18 protein-coding genes and 3 pseudogenes are annotated in these 17,768 nt (G+C 69.8%); 12 read left to right on the top strand and 9 right to left on the bottom strand.

All coding sequences use genetic code 11. The features are described from left to right. Nucleotides 1-3: 3 nt before the first annotated feature. Nucleotides 4-804, bottom strand: coding sequence for an alpha/beta fold hydrolase (locus ACFY10_RS22080; protein WP_390666873.1), 801 nt, complete (start codon nucleotides 802-804; stop codon nucleotides 4-6). 40 nt (nucleotides 805-844) lie between these two features. Continuing rightward, nucleotides 845-1,303 (bottom strand): cupin domain-containing protein, encoded by a 459-nt coding sequence (locus ACFY10_RS22085; protein ID WP_390666874.1) that lies wholly within the window; start codon nucleotides 1,301-1,303, stop codon nucleotides 845-847. Between the two features lie 131 nt (nucleotides 1,304-1,434). Here ACFY10_RS22085 and ACFY10_RS22090 point away from each other — a divergent pair, with 131 nt between their 5' ends. Both ACFY10_RS22090 and ACFY10_RS22095 read left to right on the top strand, forming a co-directional pair. Next, nucleotides 1,435-2,061 carry a TetR/AcrR family transcriptional regulator gene (locus ACFY10_RS22090; protein ID WP_390666875.1) on the top strand — a complete coding sequence of 209 codons (627 nt, stop codon included), beginning with the start codon at nucleotides 1,435-1,437 and terminating at the stop codon, nucleotides 2,059-2,061. A 131-nt stretch (nucleotides 2,062-2,192) separates the two neighbouring features. Then, a pseudogene (locus tag ACFY10_RS22095) lies at nucleotides 2,193-2,395 on the top strand (IS5/IS1182 family transposase); the annotation flags it as partial. Nucleotides 2,396-2,747: 352 nt separating this feature from the next. On the opposite strand, the gene ACFY10_RS22100 reads toward ACFY10_RS22095, so the two are convergent. The 5 genes and pseudogenes from ACFY10_RS22100 to ACFY10_RS22120 all read right to left on the bottom strand — a co-directional run. Continuing rightward, complete coding sequence (locus ACFY10_RS22100) at nucleotides 2,748-3,377, bottom strand: hypothetical protein (protein ID WP_390666876.1); 630 nt, start codon at nucleotides 3,375-3,377, stop codon at nucleotides 2,748-2,750. 438 nt (nucleotides 3,378-3,815) lie between these two features. Then, nucleotides 3,816-4,190, bottom strand: coding sequence for a hypothetical protein (locus tag ACFY10_RS22105; protein WP_390666877.1), 375 nt, complete (start codon nucleotides 4,188-4,190; stop codon nucleotides 3,816-3,818). Nucleotides 4,191-4,704: 514 nt separating this feature from the next. After that, nucleotides 4,705-5,127 carry a hypothetical protein gene (locus ACFY10_RS22110; RefSeq protein ID WP_390666878.1) on the bottom strand — a complete coding sequence of 141 codons (423 nt, stop codon included), beginning with the start codon at nucleotides 5,125-5,127 and terminating at the stop codon, nucleotides 4,705-4,707. Continuing rightward, nucleotides 5,082-5,339, bottom strand: coding sequence for a helix-turn-helix domain-containing protein (locus tag ACFY10_RS22115; protein WP_390667106.1), 258 nt, complete (start codon nucleotides 5,337-5,339; stop codon nucleotides 5,082-5,084). The genes ACFY10_RS22110 and ACFY10_RS22115 overlap by 46 nt, the downstream gene beginning before the upstream one ends. After that, a pseudogene (locus ACFY10_RS22120) lies at nucleotides 5,330-5,539 on the bottom strand (transposase family protein); the annotation flags it as partial. The pseudogene ACFY10_RS22120 and the gene ACFY10_RS22115, both read right to left, overlap by 10 nt. Nucleotides 5,540-5,543: 4 nt before the next feature. On the opposite strand from ACFY10_RS22120, the pseudogene ACFY10_RS22125 reads away from it, so the two are divergent. The 6 genes and pseudogenes from ACFY10_RS22125 to ACFY10_RS22150 form a co-directional block, all read left to right on the top strand. Continuing rightward, nucleotides 5,544-5,732, top strand: a pseudogene (locus ACFY10_RS22125) (DDE endonuclease); the annotation flags it as partial. Nucleotides 5,733-6,035: 303 nt separating this feature from the next. Beyond that, nucleotides 6,036-7,010 (top strand): GNAT family N-acetyltransferase, encoded by a 975-nt coding sequence (locus ACFY10_RS22130; RefSeq protein ID WP_390666879.1) that lies wholly within the window; start codon nucleotides 6,036-6,038, stop codon nucleotides 7,008-7,010. Between the two features lie 329 nt (nucleotides 7,011-7,339). Next, nucleotides 7,340-7,759: an aspartate 1-decarboxylase gene (gene panD / locus ACFY10_RS22135; protein WP_390666880.1), complete on the top strand. Its 420-nt coding sequence runs from the start codon at nucleotides 7,340-7,342 to the stop codon at nucleotides 7,757-7,759. Between the two features lie 38 nt (nucleotides 7,760-7,797). Next, nucleotides 7,798-8,151: a GNAT family N-acetyltransferase gene (locus ACFY10_RS22140; RefSeq protein WP_390666881.1), complete on the top strand. Its 354-nt coding sequence runs from the start codon at nucleotides 7,798-7,800 to the stop codon at nucleotides 8,149-8,151. Nucleotides 8,152-8,218: 67 nt separating this feature from the next. Continuing rightward, nucleotides 8,219-8,893 (top strand): aspartate/glutamate racemase family protein, encoded by a 675-nt coding sequence (locus ACFY10_RS22145; RefSeq protein ID WP_390666882.1) that lies wholly within the window; start codon nucleotides 8,219-8,221, stop codon nucleotides 8,891-8,893. Nucleotides 8,894-9,271: 378 nt separating this feature from the next. Beyond that, nucleotides 9,272-10,189 carry a TIGR03564 family F420-dependent LLM class oxidoreductase gene (locus tag ACFY10_RS22150; RefSeq protein WP_390666883.1) on the top strand — a complete coding sequence of 306 codons (918 nt, stop codon included), beginning with the start codon at nucleotides 9,272-9,274 and terminating at the stop codon, nucleotides 10,187-10,189. Nucleotides 10,190-10,300: 111 nt separating this feature from the next. Here the strand turns inward: ACFY10_RS22150 and gndA are convergent, their stop codons facing one another. Next, complete coding sequence (gene gndA, locus ACFY10_RS22155; protein ID WP_390666884.1) at nucleotides 10,301-11,740, bottom strand: NADP-dependent phosphogluconate dehydrogenase; 1,440 nt, start codon at nucleotides 11,738-11,740, stop codon at nucleotides 10,301-10,303. A 278-nt stretch (nucleotides 11,741-12,018) separates the two neighbouring features. Here gndA and ACFY10_RS22160 point away from each other — a divergent pair, with 278 nt between their 5' ends. Further along, nucleotides 12,019-13,176 (top strand): transglycosylase family protein, encoded by a 1,158-nt coding sequence (locus ACFY10_RS22160; protein WP_390666885.1) that lies wholly within the window; start codon nucleotides 12,019-12,021, stop codon nucleotides 13,174-13,176. Here the strand turns inward: ACFY10_RS22160 and ACFY10_RS22165 are convergent. Then, entirely contained in the window at nucleotides 13,166-14,290 is a 1,125-nt protein-coding gene (locus ACFY10_RS22165) for a DMT family transporter (RefSeq protein ID WP_390666886.1), read from the bottom strand. The genes ACFY10_RS22160 and ACFY10_RS22165 overlap by 11 nt on opposite strands. Before the next feature lie 210 nt (nucleotides 14,291-14,500). Here ACFY10_RS22165 and ACFY10_RS22170 point away from each other — a divergent pair, with 210 nt between their 5' ends. The 3 genes from ACFY10_RS22170 (at nucleotide 14,501) to glgC (ending at nucleotide 17,758) form a co-directional block, all read left to right on the top strand. Further along, on the top strand, nucleotides 14,501-15,256 hold the full coding sequence (locus ACFY10_RS22170; protein WP_390667107.1) for a (2Fe-2S)-binding protein: 756 nt from the start codon (nucleotides 14,501-14,503) through the stop codon (nucleotides 15,254-15,256). A gap of 38 nt (nucleotides 15,257-15,294) precedes the next feature. Next, entirely contained in the window at nucleotides 15,295-16,446 is a 1,152-nt protein-coding gene (gene glgA, locus ACFY10_RS22175; RefSeq protein WP_390667109.1) for a glycogen synthase, read from the top strand. 91 nt (nucleotides 16,447-16,537) lie between these two features. Continuing rightward, nucleotides 16,538-17,758 carry a glucose-1-phosphate adenylyltransferase gene (glgC, locus tag ACFY10_RS22180; protein WP_390666887.1) on the top strand — a complete coding sequence of 407 codons (1,221 nt, stop codon included), beginning with the start codon at nucleotides 16,538-16,540 and terminating at the stop codon, nucleotides 17,756-17,758. Nucleotides 17,759-17,768: the final 10 nt, after the last annotated feature.

The raw sequence follows: 17,768 nt of genomic DNA on the forward strand, positions 1-17,768 counted from the left end.
CCTTCAGGGCCGGTTCACGGCGTGGGAGTCGGCGAAGTCCCAGACCACGGTCAGGAGTTGCTCGGGCGTCTCGATCTGCGGCATGTGGCCGGTGTCGGGCAGCAGCTCGAACCGGGCCTGGGGGATGGCCTCGGCATACGCCCGCCCGTACTCGGCGTCGCAGACCTCGTCGCTCTCGCCCCATGCCACCAGGGCCGGGTGCGTGACCTTGGCCAGGCGCTCGCGGAGGGTGGGGTCCTCCATGACGTACGGCCCCGAGTAGACCTCCAGGGCGGCGCGGTTGGCGGCCATCACCGCGCGGGCGGCCTCCGGGAGGGTGGTCGGGTCGACAGCGAACTTCGTGGGGTCGTGGAAGGCGAGGCGGGACAGCTCGGCCGGAGTGATGGAGAAGGTGTCGGCGATGGGGTGGCCCGGGACCTTGATGCCGGCGGCGTTGACCAGGACGACGCTGCTGATCCGGTCGCTGCCGAGCAGGGCGATCTCGGCGGTGATCCAGCCGCCGATGGAGTTGCCGACGACTGTGACGTCGGTGAGGCCGAGTTCGTCGAGCAACTGGACGTAGGCCCGGGCGAGGGTGGCGACGTCGGTCAGCCAGTCGGGCCGGGCGGTGCCGCCGAAGCCCGGGTGGACCGGGGTGACGACCCTGGCGGGCCGCCGTCCGGCGAGCAGTCCGGCGAACGGCGCGACCGTCTGCGGACCGCCGCCGCCGTGCAGCAGGAGGAAGGGGTGGCCCTGGCCCTGGTCTTCGACGGTGACGTCGACGTCGCCGGAGGGGAGGGAGAGGGGGTGGACGGTGCTGGGCATGGTGTCTTCTCCGGAGAGTCGAAAGGTGGGAGTCGGTCGGTCAGGCGAAGTCGGTGGCGGGAACGGTGGCGTAGCGGCTCATGACCTTGACGGTCGACTCGGCGTTCAGCTCCTGGCCGCCGGCGATCATGTCCCGCAGGTCGCGGAAGTACTGCACGTACAGGTCGGGCGTGAAGGTGTTGAGCATGACGGCCGGCTCGTCGCCGGGGTTGGCGAAGGTGTGCGGGGCGCCGGGCGGGATCATCGCGAGCGTGCCGGCCGGGGCGACGTGCGTGGTGTCCCCGATGGTGAAGTGCACGGTGCCGGAGACGACGTAGAAGCCCTCGTCGTGCTGGGCGTGACGGTGCTGCGGCGGGCCTTCGGTGTGCGGGGCCAGTGTGATCTCGCCGATCCCGATGCGGTGTCCGGTGGTGCTGCCGTCCTCGAGGATGCGCATCTGTGTGGGGCCCAGCCGGATCGTCTCGCCGTCGTCCGGGCCGACCACCGAAACCGTGCTCATTGCTCCTCCTTCACGCTTCGTGAGAGCTGACTCTCATGAGAGTAGAGAAGTCGAGTCTCGTAATGCAAGAGAACTCTCACGAAGAGGGTCGACTGCTAGGATGTGAGTGAACCGACAGGAGGAGCTCGACGATGACCGCACAGGTGGACACGGGCCGCAGCAACCAGAAGCAACGCACGCGGACGGCGATCGTGGCGGCCGCCCGCGAACTCATCGGTACGGGCGCCGAGGTGACCATGCCCGCGATCGCCCGCGCGGCTCTGGTGTCCGAGGCCACCGCCTACCGGTACTTCCCCGACCTTCCGTCGCTGATCAGTGAGGCCCTCGCCGGCGCCTGGCCCGCTCCCGCCGACGCGCTCCGCCCTGTCGCGGACTCCAGCGATCCCGTCGAACGCGTCGCCTTCGCCTGCGAGTTCCTGCTCCGCGGCATACTCGCCCGCCAGGGCGCGGTGCGCGCGATGATCGCCGCCACCATCACCCGGCCCGAAACGGTGGCCACACGACCCGGCATTCGCTTCGGCCTCATCGACCATGCGCTCGTGCCCCTGGTGGACACGCTGGGGGCGACCAACCCGGAGGCGTTCGCCCAGCTCAAGCGGGACCTGGCGGTGGTGGTCAGCGCGGAGGCCCTGTTCTCCCTCACCGACCTGTGCGGCCTCGCCCCCGACGAGGCCGTGGCCAGCGCCGTGCGGACCGCGACCACCCTGACCGAGGCGGCGGTCCACGCGGCGGGTTCACCGCACCGTGGTGACGCCTGAGGCGCATCGCCGATACGAATGGCCGGGTCCCCCCGGTGAGCGTCGTCAGGCCGACGGCAGTACAGCCTGCCGTACCGGCACTCGGGGCGTGTGCACGGCAATCATCCGCGGTCACGACCCCCATCGTCGCCGGCCGGTACTTCAAGGCCCAGCGCCTTCGCGCCAACAAGGCTTACGACCGGCCGGACCTGCGAAAAAGGTTGCGCCGGTAGGGGATCGGAGTGCGCGTCGCCGCAGGGACGTCGAGTCCAGCGAACGCTTGAGGCGCCGGAGGCGGATGATCGAGGGCGCGACGTCGTGCCCGTCCGGCCGGCGCAGACTCAACCCCCGGTATCTCGTGGACAACGGGGGCAAGTGGCGGGCGATGCCCGCCGATTTCCTTGCTCAGGGAGTTCCATCACCGGCCGCGCAGTCAGGCCCGCGAGCGTACGGGACGGGATACGGAGATGGCGCCGGTCACTGTGCGACCGGGTTCCAGCAGGTCTGCCGCGCCGATCTCTTGGGACACCAGGACGAGCGGCTGCCCTTCGCTCCAGCGGCCGGTGGCGTCGCACGGCCAGGTCGGGTAGCTGCTCGGAAGGTACGCTTTTCGCGTCTAACCCGAGGCCGATCCACAGGTCATGAGCATTGCTCCACCGTTAAGTTTGGGAAGGCTTGCTGGCAACGCCGGGATGTCGGACGGGCGTTCAGCAGTTCTGTACGTACCAGACCCATGACCAGTCGGCGAAGTTGTCGGAGCTGTACGCTCCGGCGTCGTGCCAGCGGTTCAGGTGAGCGGAGTCGCGGAACTGCGCGAAGGTGCCTTTGGTCTGATTGTTGATCCACGAGCCGGTCCCGGACCACGGGATGCTGTATTCGGCGCACTTGTACATGTCGATGACGTCGCCCGTGTATTCCGTGCCGCTGTAGGCGCAGAAGTGCCCGTACCGGCAGGCGTACAGCGCAGAGCGAGGCGCGCTGGGCGCTTGCTCGCCCGCCCCGGCAGACTTCTGGTTCGGCAGCGCCAGAACGAGCGTCGCTCCGGCTACGAGCCGGATTTTGTTGGCACCGAGCTGTTCGCCGCCTTGCTTCGCGATAAAGGCGGCGACCCGGTTCTGGAGAGCCCTCGCCTGGTCCGCGTCGAGGCCGAGGTCCTTGGCCTGCGCCGCGAAGGACTCTGGGGAGGAGGGGGTGCGCACCGTCTCGGATGCGTGGATTGTGCGGCTGCCCGCGCTCGCCAAGGGCTGGGCGGCCGAGGCGAGGCCGGTGGCGGTTGCTACCAGGCTGCTTGCGGCGAGAAGAGCAACGACGGCACGGCGAAGGAGATGGTTGCCCACAGTTCCTCATTTCTCATTTTCTCGTGCCCCGATGACGGAGAGATCGTTTAACGCACTGCTCTGCCGGGCCGCTCAGGGGCGCGGCATGGGCGGACCTCCATGCCGCTTCCCCCTCGGCGGGCCGGACCGCGCCCTTGGTCACGCTTGGTGACGGGCTGCTACTGATGGCAGCCGCCCATGCACAGCACGGTGATGGTTTCGCCACCATGGGGCGCGATGGAGGCAGTCTCGTGGGTGGTGGCTGCGGGGGTCTTGCTGGTCTCCCAGGGCATGTGGGCGGCCATGGCCTGACGGGCGAGGGAGATGAGCTGCGGTGGTCGCGAACACGGCGGCAACTGCTCCCTTGCGCGGACGCATGGTGACTCCTCGGTCGATGTTTCTTCGGACAACAACGCTGAGGGCCGGGAGGCGCAGCCGGGCACACTTGCCGGTGGGCGGCTACGGTCGGTTCAGGACGATCGAGTTGATGGGCGTGAGGTAGAAGTTGCCGAACTCGTTCAGCCCGATGGTGGTCACGCAGTCGGCGCCGTTGTAGCCGTTGCACAGCTCGGCGGTGGCTTTGGCGCTGCCGTACTGGTTGTTGAACACATAGTGGTAGCCGAACTGGTTGCTCAGATTGTGGGCGCCGTAGCTGTAGAAGATGTTGGTCGGTGTGCTGTTGTGGATGTCCGCGCCCTGGGGGTAGATGCAGACTGCCCCGCCCGGACAGCCGTATGCGGGCTTGTCGCTCGCGTGTGCCGAGCCGGTGGCGATAGCTGTCACGGCGGCCGTGGCGATGGCGAGCGCGGCAGCGCCCCGCATAATCCTGCGCATAGAGGTGTTCCTCCGTCCGCGGCCGACTTTCGTCAGTCGGCCACCCTTGTTGAATTTCGCGTCGTGCTGGGGTGCCTGGCGGGCGAACAGGTCAGGGACCGTCCACGTGTGACCGCTAGGCAAGCGTGGTCCTCTCATCCCCCGAGCTGGCACCAGCCTGCGACGTCAGAAGAGCGCGGTCCATCTCTTCGACGAGCATCGAAAAGATGGACTCCGGGCGTGCTCCTGTCGAGGGCAACCGCCATGTCACCGACAGTCCGTAACTTCGGTGCTTGGTCCCGGGTGTGGGTCAGCGCGCTAGTGTCTCGTGATCCCGTTGGTATCACTTCGAGTTGTTTGCGACGAGCTTCTTGATGTTGGTCTGGACGAGACGGACTTTCGCCAGGATCTCCTCGGTGGTTGCGTCCCATGTGAACGGTTTGGCATCGGAGTTCCAGGTGTCGATGCAGTCGCGGATCTGCTTGATCAGGACGCTGACGCCGGCGAAGGTGCCAACGGCGGATCGACTGACGGGTCAGGATTCCAAACCAGGTCTCGGCCTGATTGACCAGGAAGACCCGACGGGGGTGAAGTGGAAGCGGACCTGCGGGTTGCCTGCCAGCCATGTCTTCACCTCCGGCGTGGTAGGCGTGGAGCGGTTGTCCAGGACGACGTGAATTTCTTGCAGTTGCGGCTCGGCTTGCACTCGCCGATCACTTCGCCGGTGCCGACGTTGAGCGCGGCGAACAGGTTGGTGGTGCCGTGCCGGACGTAGTCGTGGGTGCGTTTCTCGGTCGATCGAGAGCACGACCGCCCCGCCCGGCGGGGCGAGATAGAGACCGACGACATCGGCGACCTTGTCCGCGAACGCGGGGTCCTTGGAAATCTTGAAGGTGCCGCTGCGGCACGGCTTCAGATTCTCCTCGCGCCAGACCCGCGCGATGTAATGCCAGGACACGGTGACGTACCCGACGGCGGCGTCATACGCGTCAGCGCAATCACCCGGGCCCGAACCCTCGCCGGCACTTGCTTCCTCGCCCCTCCGGGACGGTTGCCTTCCAGTCCGGCCGGCCCGCGCTGGGCGTAACGGGTTTTCCAGCGGTCCACGGTCGGCAGCGAGACTCCGAGCAGCTCGGCAATGTCCTTGCGCCGACGTCCCTCGGGCTGCATCGTGCCCTGCGGAAGATCTGCCACGACTTCGGTCGCGCGACACCGCGCTGGACTGGCGCTCGCGCCGCGGACAGCGCGCGGTTGACGGTCTGCCGGGTGGGCGTGAGACTACGGCCCGGCGGGCGTCTGAGGGACGTCGTCACCCAGGGGCCGGCTCCCATGTAGGCGCGGTCGGCGAGGACTGGAACGCCCTGACGTTCGTGCGCACCCGACCTCAACCCGGTCGAGGGCATCTGGTCCGTCCTGCGACGCACCACCGTGGCCAATCGTGCCTTCGCCGACCCCGATGACTTGATCACTGCCGTCCGACGCGGCCTCCGCCAGCTCCAGTACCGCCATGACGTCCTCGACGGCTGCCTCACCGGCACCGGCCTCCGACGCCAGCCCCCATGACGACATCACGCATTCAAGGTCAAGTAGCCGTGGCGGGCTCCAATACTTCGCTGGGCGAACTTGTCGACGGCGGTGACAACCATGGCGGGGCGAGGCGGTAGAGCAGGCACAGTCGGCGCTCCTCCGGCTCCTCGGAGACCCCCGGCGGACCGGGGCCCAGCGGGTCGTCGATCGGCAGGAAGACGGATGCCCGGTCGTCGGGGAACGCGGCCGCTCGATCCTTGAGGTACCGCCGGACCTGTCGCTTCGCCCGCGGCGCACGTCCGTGGTGCGATGGAACTGGGGGCGGAAAGGAGAGCGATCATGCCCGCAGCGAAGCGAACGAGTGTCGCCGCCTCGGTGTCGGTCCGCCCGCTGGTTGAGCCGGACCTGGATCGGGCCGACGAGATCTTCAGGGTCGCCTTCGGGACCTTCCTCGGGGTCCCTGAGCCGGAGACGTTCTTCGGGACCGCCGACTATGTCCGCACCCGCTGGGCGGCAGATCCGCACGCGGCCTTCGCGGCGACCGTCGAGGGCGAGGTCGTCGGATCGAACTTCGCCGCCAACTGGGGCAGCGTCGGGTTCTTCGGCCCGCTGACCGTACGTCCGGATCTGTGGGACCAGGGCATCGGCAGGCGCCTCATGGAACCGGTCATGGCCTGCTTCGACACCTGGGAGAACCGCCACCTCGGCCTGTTCACCTTCTCGCACAGTCCCAAGCACCTCGAGCTCTACCGCCGGTACGGTTTCTGGCCCCGATTCCTTACAGCCATCATGAAGAAACAGGTCGCCGTCAGTGCCGCAGTCCCCGGCCGAGTGCTGTACGGCGAGCTGACCGCCGCTGAGCGGCCCGACGCACTGAGCCTCAGTCGCGCACTGACGGGGGCCGTGTACGAGGGCCTGAGCTTGGAGCGCGAGATCATGGCCACACAGGCGCAGGGGCTCGGTGACACCATCCTCCTCGAGGGCGCCGACTCCGACCTCGACGGGCTGGCTGTCTGCCACTGCGGAGCGGGGTCGGAGGCCGGTGAGGACGTGTGCTTCGTCAAATTCGGCGCCGTACGCCCTGGCCCGGACGCCGCGGACCGGTTCGAACGACTGCTGAATGCGTGCGAGCAGCTGGCCACCGAGAAGGGACTGGGGCAACTGGACGCCGGAATGAGCCTGGCCCGCCAGGATGCCTACCGGCGCATGGTCGACCGCGGTTTCCGTACCTGGCTGCAAGGCGTGACCATGCACAAGCCCAACGAACCTGGCTACAGCCACCCAGATGCCTACGTGATCGACGACTGGCGCTGAGTCCACCGCCATACTCGGCTTCGGGGAAGACCCGATGCCGTCACGAGACGTCAGCCCCTACGACACCACGCTTTGAAGGTCAGTGACCGGCGATGCGCGGCTGTGTTGCGCGCTGCCGGATCAGAGGACGGAACTTGTTCGACCTCATGGTCGGCTGGTTGAGCCCTGCTGTGGCGATCGTCACGAAGGTCCCCGACGGTCATTGCGTACGCTGATCCCGGCCGCTCGTGAAGGGCGGCCGGGGGAGTCGGATCCCCGCCAACGCCCTGGATCAAAAGCCCTTGACCTGCAAATACGCAGGCAGGGAGCAGACAAATCAGGAGTTATCCGTGCTTCGAACCATGTTCAAATCGAAGATCCACCGCGCCACCGTCACCCAGGCCGACCTGCACTACGTGGGATCGGTGACCATCGACGCCGATCTCCTCGACGCCGCCGACCTGTTGCCCGGCGAGCTGGTGCACATCGTCGACATCACCAACGGTGCCCGCCTGGAGACGTATGTCATCGAGGGCGAGCGCGGCTCGGGCGTGATCGGGATCAACGGGGCCGCCGCCCATCTCGTCCACCCCGGCGACCTGGTGATCATCATCAGCTACGCTCAGGTGACCGACGCCGAGGCGCGGGCGCTCGAACCCCGCGTCGTGCACGTGGACCGCGACAACCGCATCGTGGCCCTGGGCGCCGACCCGTCCGAGCCGGTACCGGGCTCGGACCAGGAACGCAGCCCGCAGGCCGTATCGGCCTGATCACCGTCCTCCCCGACCTTCGGACCAGGAGCGTGTCCATGAGCGAGATCGAGATCCGCGACGACCGGGCGGCGGGCCGCCTGGAAGCGATCGGTGACGGTACGGACGGCGAAGTCGTCGGCCACATCGAGTACTTCGTCCTCGAATCCCCCGAGCGCGCCCTGGTCCCGGTCCACACGATCGTGGAACCGGCCCACGAGGGGAAGGGCATCGCGGGCTCGCTGGCCCGTGAGCTGTACGCCATCGCCGAGCGCGAGGCAGTCGTCGTCGCCCCGCTGTGCCCGTACGTCACCAAGTGGGCCGTACGCCACCCCGACGAGGCCCCGGCGGCCGACCCGGAACTGCTGCGGGCGGCCAAGGAGTGGCTCGTGGCGCACCCAGGCCGGTTCTGAGACCTCGTAGTCCTCGTAATCCTTCGCGTCCTCGTTTCCGCGCCTTGGCAGAAAGGCCCCTGCCCGTATGCTCGCCCTCCTGCACACCTCGCCCCTGCACGTCCCGGTCTTCGACACCCTGCGCGACGAGGACCACCAGGGCCTGGAACTGCGGCACTTCGTCGACGAGGAGCTGTTGGCCCGGGCCCGCCGCGAGGGGCCCGAGGCGGTGGCGGACGGGGTGCGGGCCGCGCTGGACAGGGCCGTCGCCGAAGGTGCGCGAGCCGTCCTGTGCACCTGCTCGACCATCGGCGGGGTCGCGGAGGCGGCCGGCGCCGGGGCGGGCGTGCCGGTGCTGCGGTCCGACCGTCCGATGGCGGCCGCCGCGGTGGCCGCCGGTTCACGGATCGTCGTCCTGGCCACCGTGGAGAGCACGTTCGGGCCGACGGTGTCCCTGATCGAGGAGGAGGCCCGTCGCGCCGGCCGCCCCGTCCAGGTGCGGACCGGTCTCGTCGAGGGGGCCTGGACCTGCTTCGAGGCGGGAGACACCGAGGGCTGCGCCCGTCTGGTGGCGGCCGCCGTCGACGCGGTCACCGACGCCGACGCGATCATCCTCGCCCAGGGCTCCATGGCCCCGGCCCAGCACCTGACGAGGACCGCTGTCCCAGTGCTGTCCAGCCCCCGCCCCGGCCTTGCCGCGGGCGCCGCGGCGGTCAACGCCGCACAGGCCCACCTGGGCCTCTGCCGTCCTACGGGCGGGTGAGTGGGGAGGCGGCCGTCGGGTACGCGGGGGAGAAGTCCAGAGCCCACGTCGACCGACTGGCCGGAGGACATCATGACCGAGCCGTACCCCAGCCCCGTACCCCCCGGACCCGCGCCGGGCCCGGACCCCCAGCCCCCCGACCCGTACCCTTCTCCGGTCCCCACGCCCCAACCGCCCCCCGGCCCGGAACCCACCCCGCCGCCACCTCCGCCCTCACCACCGACTCCGACACCACCCCCGGAGCCCTCCCCGTCACCGATCCCGCCGGGCCCGGAACCGGTGCCGAATCCGGAGCCCGGGCCACCGCTGACCTGAACACCGCCAACTCGCCTTGCACGGAAGGGAATTCGGGCCCCTCGCAGGCCGGTTGTCGCGTGTATGACCCTTGGCGTAGCGCTCGCTCTCCAGAACCGGATCGATCCCACGGTGCAGCTCGCACGGGAGGCCCACGAGGCCGGAGTGCGCTCCGTGTGGTTCGGGCAGACCTTCGCGTACGACTCGCCCTCGCTCGCCGCGATCGTCGGCCGCGAGGTGCCCGGACTGCACGTCGGTACCGCTGCGATCCCCGTCTTCGGCCGGCATCCGCTGCTCGTCGCCAGTCAGGCCCAGACCGCCCAGGCCGCCACCGGTGGCCGCTACCACCTCGGACTCGCACTCGGCACCAAACACCTCACGGAAACCGGCTTCGGCATCCCGTACGAGCGTCCCGTCGCCCGGCTCCGCGAGTTCCTCACCGCCCTGCGCCAACTCGTGGAGACGGGCAGCGCCGACTTCCACGGAGAACTGCTGACCGCCACCACACCGCTGCCCGCGTCGGTGCCCGGCGCCGAGCCGCCGGTGCCGCTGCTGGTCGCCGCCATGGCGCCGCAGGCCCTGCGCGCCTCCGGCGAACTCGCGGACGGCATCCTTCCGCTCCTGGCGGGTCCGCGTGCCCTCGCCGAGCACATCGTCCCGGCCGTCACCGCGGCGGCCGAGGCGGCGGGCCGGCCGGCACCCAGGATCGTCGCGTTCGTGCCCGGCGTGGTCACCGCCGACGTCGAGGCGGTACGGGAGACGGCGACCGAGACGCTCGCGTTCTACGAGCAGTTTCCTTCCTACCAGCGCGTCATCGGCCTCTCCGGCGCCACTCGCGCCGCCGACGTGGCGGTCATCGGCGACGAGGAGACCGTCGCCACCGAGGTGCGCCGCTACCGCGAGGCCGGGGCGACAGAGGTGGTGTTCACCGCGACGGACCTGGGCGGCGAGGAGGACCAGCGCCGTACGTGGAAGCTCCTCGGAGAACTGGCGGCCGGCTGAGCGGCCTGACGAAGTCCGGTGCGATCCCGCGCCCCTTATAAGGGGCGCGGGGAACTGCGCGACCAGCCCCCACCGGCCCGCGGTTTCAATTACCGCGCTTCCAGCGGAGCGCTATGCGTCGACCTCCGACCGGTCCCCGCCCCACAGCGTGTGGAACGAGCCGTCCCGGTCCGTGCGCCGGTAGGTGTGCGCACCGAAGAAGTCACGCTGCCCCTGCGTCAGCGCGGCCGGCAGCCGCTGCGCGCGCAGGGCGTCGTAGTAGGCGAGGGCCGCGGCGAAGCCGGGGGTCGGGACGCCCTGGCGGGTGGCGGCGACGATGACCTCGCGCCAGTCGTCCTGGGCGTCCGCGATCTCCTGCGCGAACGTCTCGTCGGACAGCAGGCTCGGCAGATCGGCCCGCGTGTCGTACGCGGCGCGGATGCGGTCCAGGAAGGCCGCCCGGATGATGCAGCCGCCGCGCCAGATCGCGGAGACCGCGCCCAGGTCGATGTCCCAGTCGTACTCCTCACGGGCCGCCGCGATCTCGTGGAAGCCCTGCGTGTACGACACGATCTTCGAGGCGTAGAGGGCCTGCTCCACGCGGTCCGCGAACGCCGCCGCCTCGGATTCGGACAGCGGGGACGCCTTGGGGCCGGCCAGCCCGCGCGAGGCCTCCCGCAGGGCCGCGTGACCGGACAGCGAGCGGGCGAAGACCGCCTCCGCGATGCCCGAGACGGGAACGCCCAGGTCGAGGGCGATCTGGACCGTCCAGCGGCCGGTGCCCTTCTGCTCCGCCTGGTCCACCACCACGTCCACGAACGGCTTGCCGGTCGCCGCGTCCACATGGGACAGCACCTCGGCGGTGATCTCGATCAGGTAGGAGTCCAGGCGGCCCGTGTTCCAGGTGCGGAAGATCTCGGCGATCTGCGCGGGGGAGTATCCGGCCACGTCGCGCAGCAGCTGGTACGCCTCACCGATCAGCTGCATGTCGGCGTACTCGATGCCGTTGTGGACCATCTTCACGAAGTGCCCGGCGCCGTCCGGACCCACGTGCGTCACGCAGGGCGCGCCGTCCTTGGCCTTCGCGGAGATCTTCTCCAGCATCGGGCCGAGCGAGTCGTACGACTCCTTCGGGCCGCCCGGCATGATGCTCGGCCCGTTCAGCGCGCCCTCCTCGCCGCCGGAGACGCCCATGCCCACGAAGTGGATGCCCTGCTCGCGCAGTTCGCGCTCCCGGCGGCGGGTGTCCGCGAAGTGCGCGTTGCCGCCGTCGATGATCATGTCGCCGGGCTCCAGGAGCGGGGCGAACTCGTGGATCACCGCGTCGGTCGGGTCGCCGGCCTTGACCATGATGACCAGGCGCCGCGGCCGCTCCAGCGCCGCCACGAACTCCTTGGCGGTCTCGGCCGCGATGAAGTCGCCCTCGTGCCCGAACTCCTCGACCAGGGCGTTCGTACGCGCCACTGTGCGGTTGTGCAAGGCGACCGTGTAGCCGTTGCGTGCGAAGTTACGGGCGAGATTGCGGCCCATGACCGCGAGTCCCGTGACGCCGATCTGGGCTGAGTTGCTCATTCGGTTGGCTCCTAAAGGATCCGGTATCGGTGGTGCCGGTCGTGCACGCCAGTATCGCCCCACCGACCATCCTGACTTGCCGGTACGCCGAGCGCATGTCCGGGGTGCCCGACCTTCCGCAGGCAGATACGCACGACGGGCCCCACCCGCCTCAGCCGTTCGGCAACTGGCGTGAGGCACTGGTTGTTTGAGGGGCAGGGCGGCCGATTGCCGTCTTGTCATGGCCTGTTCGGGGCGCTTACTTTTGGCCCTCCTGGCATATGTCGAGGGGGATCTTCATGGCCGTACGCGGCCGGCACCGCCGGTATCAGCCGAACAGGATCAACCGCGCCTCACTCACCGTCACGGTCGGCGGCGCCGGCATGGCGATCCCGCTGATCGGCACCGGCACCGCCCACGCGGCCGACGTGTCCACCTGGAACAAGGTCGCCGCCTGCGAGTCGACCAACAACTGGAGCATCAACACCGGCAACGGCTTCTACGGCGGACTTCAGTTCACCCAGTCCACCTGGGAGGCCTACGGCGGCGGGAAGTACGCGCGGCGCGCGGATCTGGCCACCAAGGACCAGCAGATCGCCGTGGCCGAGAAGGTCCTGGAGGGCCAGGGGCCGCGTGCCTGGCCGGTGTGCTCGCAGAAGGCCGGGCTGGCCCGGGGCGGCGGCACCCCGGACGTCCACCCGGCTGCCACCACCAGGAAGACCTCCGCGAAGACCTCCGTCGAGGACGTACGGCCCCAGTCCACGCCCCAGTCCCGGGCCGGCACGGCCGAGATGTACACCGTGGTCCGCGGCGACTCCCTCTCCCAGATCGCCGAGACCGAGCATGTGCCGGGCGGCTGGCAGCGCCTGTACGCCGGGAACCGCAGGACCATCGGCACGGACCCGGACCTGATCCTGCCGGGGCAGCGGCTGAACCTGCGCGCGAAGGCCCCCACGACGCACACGTCCGGGACGGGCGACACATCCGCCAAGGCGTCCAAGTCGGCCACGGAGAAGGCCTCTTCGGCCACCGAAAAGAAGGCCACGACCGGCCACTCGCTCGTTGCTCCGGTGGGCGGCCCGATCGGCACCCCGTACCACGTGGCCGGCTCCTCCTGGTCGAAGGGCTACCACACCGGGGTCGACTTTCCCGTGGCCACCGGCACGACCGTGAAGGCGGTCGCCGCGGGCCGGGTCGTCACCGCCGGCTGGGGCGGCTACTACGGCTACCAGGTGGTGATACGGCACGCCGACGGCCGCTACAGCCAGTACGCGCACCTCTCGGCGATCTCCGTGAGGGCCGGGCAGAGCGTGGGCGGCGGGCAGCGCATCGGCCGCTCCGGTTCGACGGGCAACGCAACGGGCCCTCATCTGCACTTCGAGGTGCGGACGGGGCCCGGTTTCGGTTCCGACATCGACCCTGTGGCCTATCTCAGGGCCGGTGGCGTCAGGATTTGACGCGTTCCCGGTGCCGGTCGACGTCCGGCGACGGGATGTACGAGCCGCCGTAGAAGGGGCCGTAGAAGCGGTAGCGGGCCGGGTCCGGGGGCAGCTCGTCGCCCTCGCTGTAGGCCACGGCCATGACGGTGGGGCCGACCTGGGCGGGCACGAGGACCTCCTCGCGGAGCGCGGCCACCGGCTGCCCGGGAATCGTGGCGAGCAGTTCCTCGACGGATTCCTCGATGGATGCGGGGACCGGCTCGGTGAGGGGCTCGGCCGGCTGCGGCGCGGCTTCGGTGGTGGTGCGGGCGATGCGCTCCGTCGTCAGCAGGATCAGGCCGCCGGCTGCGACCACGCCGCAGCTCAGGGCGAGCGCGGTGCCGGTGCTGCCGTATCGGAAGGTCTCGCCGAACATCGTGATGCCGACCGCGGCCGCCACCACCGGGTTCACGACGGTCAGCGTGGCCAGCGGGGCCGCGAGTCCGGCGCCCCGGTAGGAGGCCTGGGACAGCAGCATGCCGGCCGTGGCGAAGACACCGATCACGGCCAGGGAGGGAAGGTCGGTTGCGGTGACGCCGCCCGTCCAGTCGACCGCGACGGTCTTGGTGAACACGGACGACATGCCGAAGGCTATGCCGGACGCGGTCGCGAGCAGCATGCTGCGCACCGCCGGATGCCGGTGGGCGGCCCGGCCCGCGATCATCAGGGACATGACCACGCCGCCGGAGACCACGGCCACCGCGATCCGCTGGGCGGTGTCCAGCGACTGCGCATCGGAGGTGCCGACCAGGGCCAGCAGACCGGCCAGGCCCACGGTCGCCATGATCGCGCCCCGCCAGGCGGTCGCGCCTGCCCTGCGGCCCACGAACAGCGCGGCCATCGGCAGCGCGAACACGATGGTCAGCGCACCCAGCGGCTGCACCAGGCTCAGCGGGCCGTAGGCGAGCGCCACCACGTGCAGCAGTCCGCCGAGGCCGTTGAGGGCGACCGCGGCCCACCAGGTCGGCCGGCGCAGCGGCGCGTACTCCTGAACGGGGGAGGACACCGCCACGTACTCCTGCACGATCGCCCCGCCCGCGTAGGCGACGGCGGAGACGAGCGAGAGGAGAACGGACAACGCGAGGGCACTCATGTGCTGCTCCTCTGCGTGTGGCGGGGGCGGTGCGCCCTGCGCGACGAACGGTCGGCCTTCATAGCCAACACGATGCCTTGTCGATCTGTTCCCGTCGTCGTCCCTGAGCAGGCAATGGGTCCTACTACCGATGGAGTACGAATCGGGCGCCGTCCTCCCCAGGGTGGGCGACTCCGGGTGCAGACCCCCCAGTGGGAACCCCTAGGGACCTTGGTACTACTGCTGTTCGTGGACCTCGATCAGGATCTCGCCGCCCTCGGACCGCTCGGCGGCTTTTTCGTACTACGGACAGGCGGAGCGCCGCACACGCCACTGCCGACGCTCGCCCACGCGTACGAGAACCGGACTTCGAATGTGTACGGAAATGCTATTACTTTTCGGGTTGAAAAGGTGGCGAACGCCCTCCGTGCCCCCGAGTTGCGGATCGCCGCCTCCGTGGCCCAGCAGGGGCTGGCGGCCCGGCTCTGGTCGGTGACGCTCGGCTGCGCCGCGGTGTACGGCCGCGTGCCCGACCTCGACCCCGGGCTGCTGCACTGGGACCCCGACGCCTCCGCCCCCGACGACCTGTGGCTGTCCGAGATCCGCCCGCTGCCCGCGGACCCCGCGACCATCGCGGACGTAGTCCTGCACGGCCACCTCGCCCCGCTGGCGACGGCCCTGCGGGCGCACCACCGGATCGCGCCCGGCCTGCTGTGGGGCAACGCGGCCTCCGCGCTGGCGGGAGCCGCCCGCCAGCTGGAGCACTGGGCGGGCCTGCACGGCCGTACCGAGGCCGCCACCCGCACCCGTACCCTCACCGCCGAACTCCTCGCCCACCCCCTCCTGTCGGACACCGGCACCCTCACCGGCACCGCCTTCCGGCGCCGCAGCTGCTGCCTCTACTACCGGGTGCCCGGCGGGGGAGTGTGCGGTGACTGTTGCTTCACACGACCGCCGCGCTCTTCCGCGCACGGCGCATCTGGGTGACCATGAGGGAACCGGTCGCCGAGAGCTGGGGGTTGCGGGTGCGAGTGGGACTGCTGACCCGGGAGTACCCCCCGGATGTGTACGGCGGCGCGGGCGTCCATGTGGAGTTCCTCGCCAGGGAGTTGAACTCCCTGGTCGACCTCGAGGTGCACTGCTGGGGCGAGGGCCGCGGCGTGGGTGTCGTACGCCACCGCTCCTGGGCCGCCCTCGACACCGCCAACGACGCGCTGCGCACCTTCTCCGTGGATCTTGCGATGGCCGCCGGCCTCGAAGGCCGCGAGCTGGTGCACTCCCACACCTGGTACGCCAACCTCGCCGGCCACTTCGGCAAGCTGCTGTACGGCATACCGCACGTGATGACCGCGCACTCGCTGGAGCCCCTGCGCCCTTGGAAGGCCGAGCAACTCGGCGGCGGATACGCCCTCTCCAGCTGGGCCGAGCGCACCGCGATTGAGACTGCCGATGCCGTGATCGCCGTCTCCGGGGCCATGCGCGAGGACATCCTCACCTGCTACCCGACACTGGATCCGGCCAAGGTCCAGGTCGTGCACAACGGCATCGACACCACGCTGTACCGGCCCGACCACGGCACCGAGGTGCTCGCCCGCATCGGCCTCGACACCGGCCGCCCGTACCTCCTGTTCGTCGGCCGCATCACCCGCCAGAAGGGCGTGCCGCATCTGCTGCGCGCGGTGCGGGACATCGACCCGGGCGTGCAGGTCGTGCTGTGCGCGGGGGCGCCCGACACTCCGGAGATCGACAGAGAGTTCCGCGATCTCTACCAGGAGCTGAGCCGCGTCCGCGAGGGCGTGCACTGGATCCCGCAGATGCTGCCGCGTCCCGAAGTGATCCAGCTCCTGACACACGCTGCCGCCTTCGTCTGCCCGTCGGTGTACGAACCTCTCGGCATCGTCAACCTCGAGGCGATGGCCTGCGGCACACCCGTCGTGGCCTCCCGGGTCGGCGGCATCCCCGAGGTCGTGGACGACGGCAAGACGGGCCTGCTCGTCGACGTGGACGACGACTTCGAGGCAGGCCTCGCGCGGGCGCTGGACCAGGTCGTCGGCGACTCGGAGGCAGCGCGGCGGATGGGCGAGGCGGGGCGGGAGCGAGCGGTGGGGGAGTTCGGCTGGGATGCCGTCGCCCGCCGTACGGTCCGGCTTTACGAGGAGATCCTCAAACAGGAGTAGACAGGAAGAGAACGGTCGGGAGTTCCTCGAACAGGCTTACACCGCTCTGCTCAGGGGCAGGCATGGATCAACCACGGTGAGGGGAGCGGCCATGCGTCGTGGCGGACCTTCGGTGCTCGGGATCGTACTGGCGGGCGGAGAAGGCAAGCGCCTGATGCCCCTGACAACGGACCGCGCGAAACCAGCGGTCACCTTCGGCGGCACATACCGCCTTGTCGACTTCGTCCTGTCCAACCTCGTCAACGGCGACATCCTGCGCATCTGCGTGCTCACGCAGTACAAGTCGCACTCGCTGGACCGGCACATCACCCAGACCTGGCGGATGTCGAGCCTGCTCGGCAACTACGTCACCCCGGTCCCGGCCCAGCAGCGGCTCGGCCCGCGCTGGTACCTGGGCAGCGCCGACGCCCTGCTGCAGTCCCTGAACCTCGTGCACGACGAGGGGCCCGAGTACGTGGTCGTGTTCGGCGCCGATCACGTCTACCGCATGGACCCCCGGCAGATGCTGACTCAGCACATCGAGAGCGGGGCGGGCGTGACGGTGGCCGGCATCCGCGTGCCGCGCGCGGAGTCCTCGCAGTTCGGCGTGATCACCCCCGGTTCGGATGGCCTGACCGTGGAGCGCTTCCTGGAGAAGCCCGCCGATCCCCCGGGCCTCGTGGACGACCCGGAGACGGTCTTCGCCTCGATGGGCAACTACATCTTCACCACCAAGGCCCTGATCGAGGCACTGCAGCGGGACGCCGAGGACGAGAACTCCGTGCACGACATGGGCGGCTCGATCCTGCCCCAGCTCACCGACCGCGGCGAGGCCCAGCTGTACGACTTCAGCGCCAACCACGTGCCCGGCGAGACCAACCGCGACCGCGGCTACTGGCGCGACGTCGGCACGCTGGACGCGTACTACGACGCCCACATGGACCTGATCGCAGAGCGCCCCGCCTTCAACCTCTACAACCGCCAGTGGCCCATCTACACCCACGCCAACCAGCTCTCCCCGGCCCGCTTCAACGCGGGCGGCATGGCCAGTGAGTCGATCATCAGCGCCGGCTGCCTGATCCGCGGCCAGGTCACGCGGTCGATTCTGTCGCCGGGCGTCAGGATCGACCCGGGTGCGGTGGTCCAGGGCTCGATCCTGCACGACAACGTCCACATCGGCCGCGGCGCGGTGGTGCGCGGCGCGGTTCTGGACAAGAACGTCGAGGTGCCGCCCGGCGCGACGATCGGCGTCAACCCGGAACGGGACGCGGAGCTGTACACGGTCTCCAAGGGCGGGGTGATCGCGCTGGGGAAGGGGCAGCTGGTCACGTAGGCGCCGGGAG

The organism is Streptomyces sp. NPDC001401 (assembly GCF_042895385.1).
In the GTDB taxonomy this organism is placed as follows: Bacteria; Actinomycetota; Actinomycetes; order Streptomycetales; family Streptomycetaceae; genus Streptomyces.

Coding starts and splice junctions, on each gene's coding strand:
- ACFY10_RS22080 (WP_390666873.1), bottom strand. CDS start 804: ATGCCCAGCACCGTCCACCCCCTCTCCCTCCCCTCCGGCGACGTCGAC.
- ACFY10_RS22085 (WP_390666874.1), bottom strand. CDS start 1,303: ATGAGCACGGTTTCGGTGGTCGGCCCGGACGACGGCGAGACGATCCGG.
- ACFY10_RS22090 (WP_390666875.1), top strand. CDS start 1,435: ATGACCGCACAGGTGGACACGGGCCGCAGCAACCAGAAGCAACGCACG.
- ACFY10_RS22105 (WP_390666877.1), bottom strand. CDS start 4,190: ATGCGCAGGATTATGCGGGGCGCTGCCGCGCTCGCCATCGCCACGGCC.
- ACFY10_RS22115 (WP_390667106.1), bottom strand. CDS start 5,339: ATGCAGCCCGAGGGACGTCGGCGCAAGGACATTGCCGAGCTGCTCGGA.
- ACFY10_RS22130 (WP_390666879.1), top strand. CDS start 6,036: ATGCCCGCAGCGAAGCGAACGAGTGTCGCCGCCTCGGTGTCGGTCCGC.
- ACFY10_RS22140 (WP_390666881.1), top strand. CDS start 7,798: ATGAGCGAGATCGAGATCCGCGACGACCGGGCGGCGGGCCGCCTGGAA.
- ACFY10_RS22145 (WP_390666882.1), top strand. CDS start 8,219: ATGCTCGCCCTCCTGCACACCTCGCCCCTGCACGTCCCGGTCTTCGAC.
- ACFY10_RS22150 (WP_390666883.1), top strand. CDS start 9,272: ATGACCCTTGGCGTAGCGCTCGCTCTCCAGAACCGGATCGATCCCACG.
- gndA (WP_390666884.1), bottom strand. CDS start 11,740: ATGAGCAACTCAGCCCAGATCGGCGTCACGGGACTCGCGGTCATGGGC.
- ACFY10_RS22160 (WP_390666885.1), top strand. CDS start 12,019: ATGGCCGTACGCGGCCGGCACCGCCGGTATCAGCCGAACAGGATCAAC.
- ACFY10_RS22165 (WP_390666886.1), bottom strand. CDS start 14,290: ATGAGTGCCCTCGCGTTGTCCGTTCTCCTCTCGCTCGTCTCCGCCGTC.
- glgC (WP_390666887.1), top strand. CDS start 16,538: ATGCGTCGTGGCGGACCTTCGGTGCTCGGGATCGTACTGGCGGGCGGA.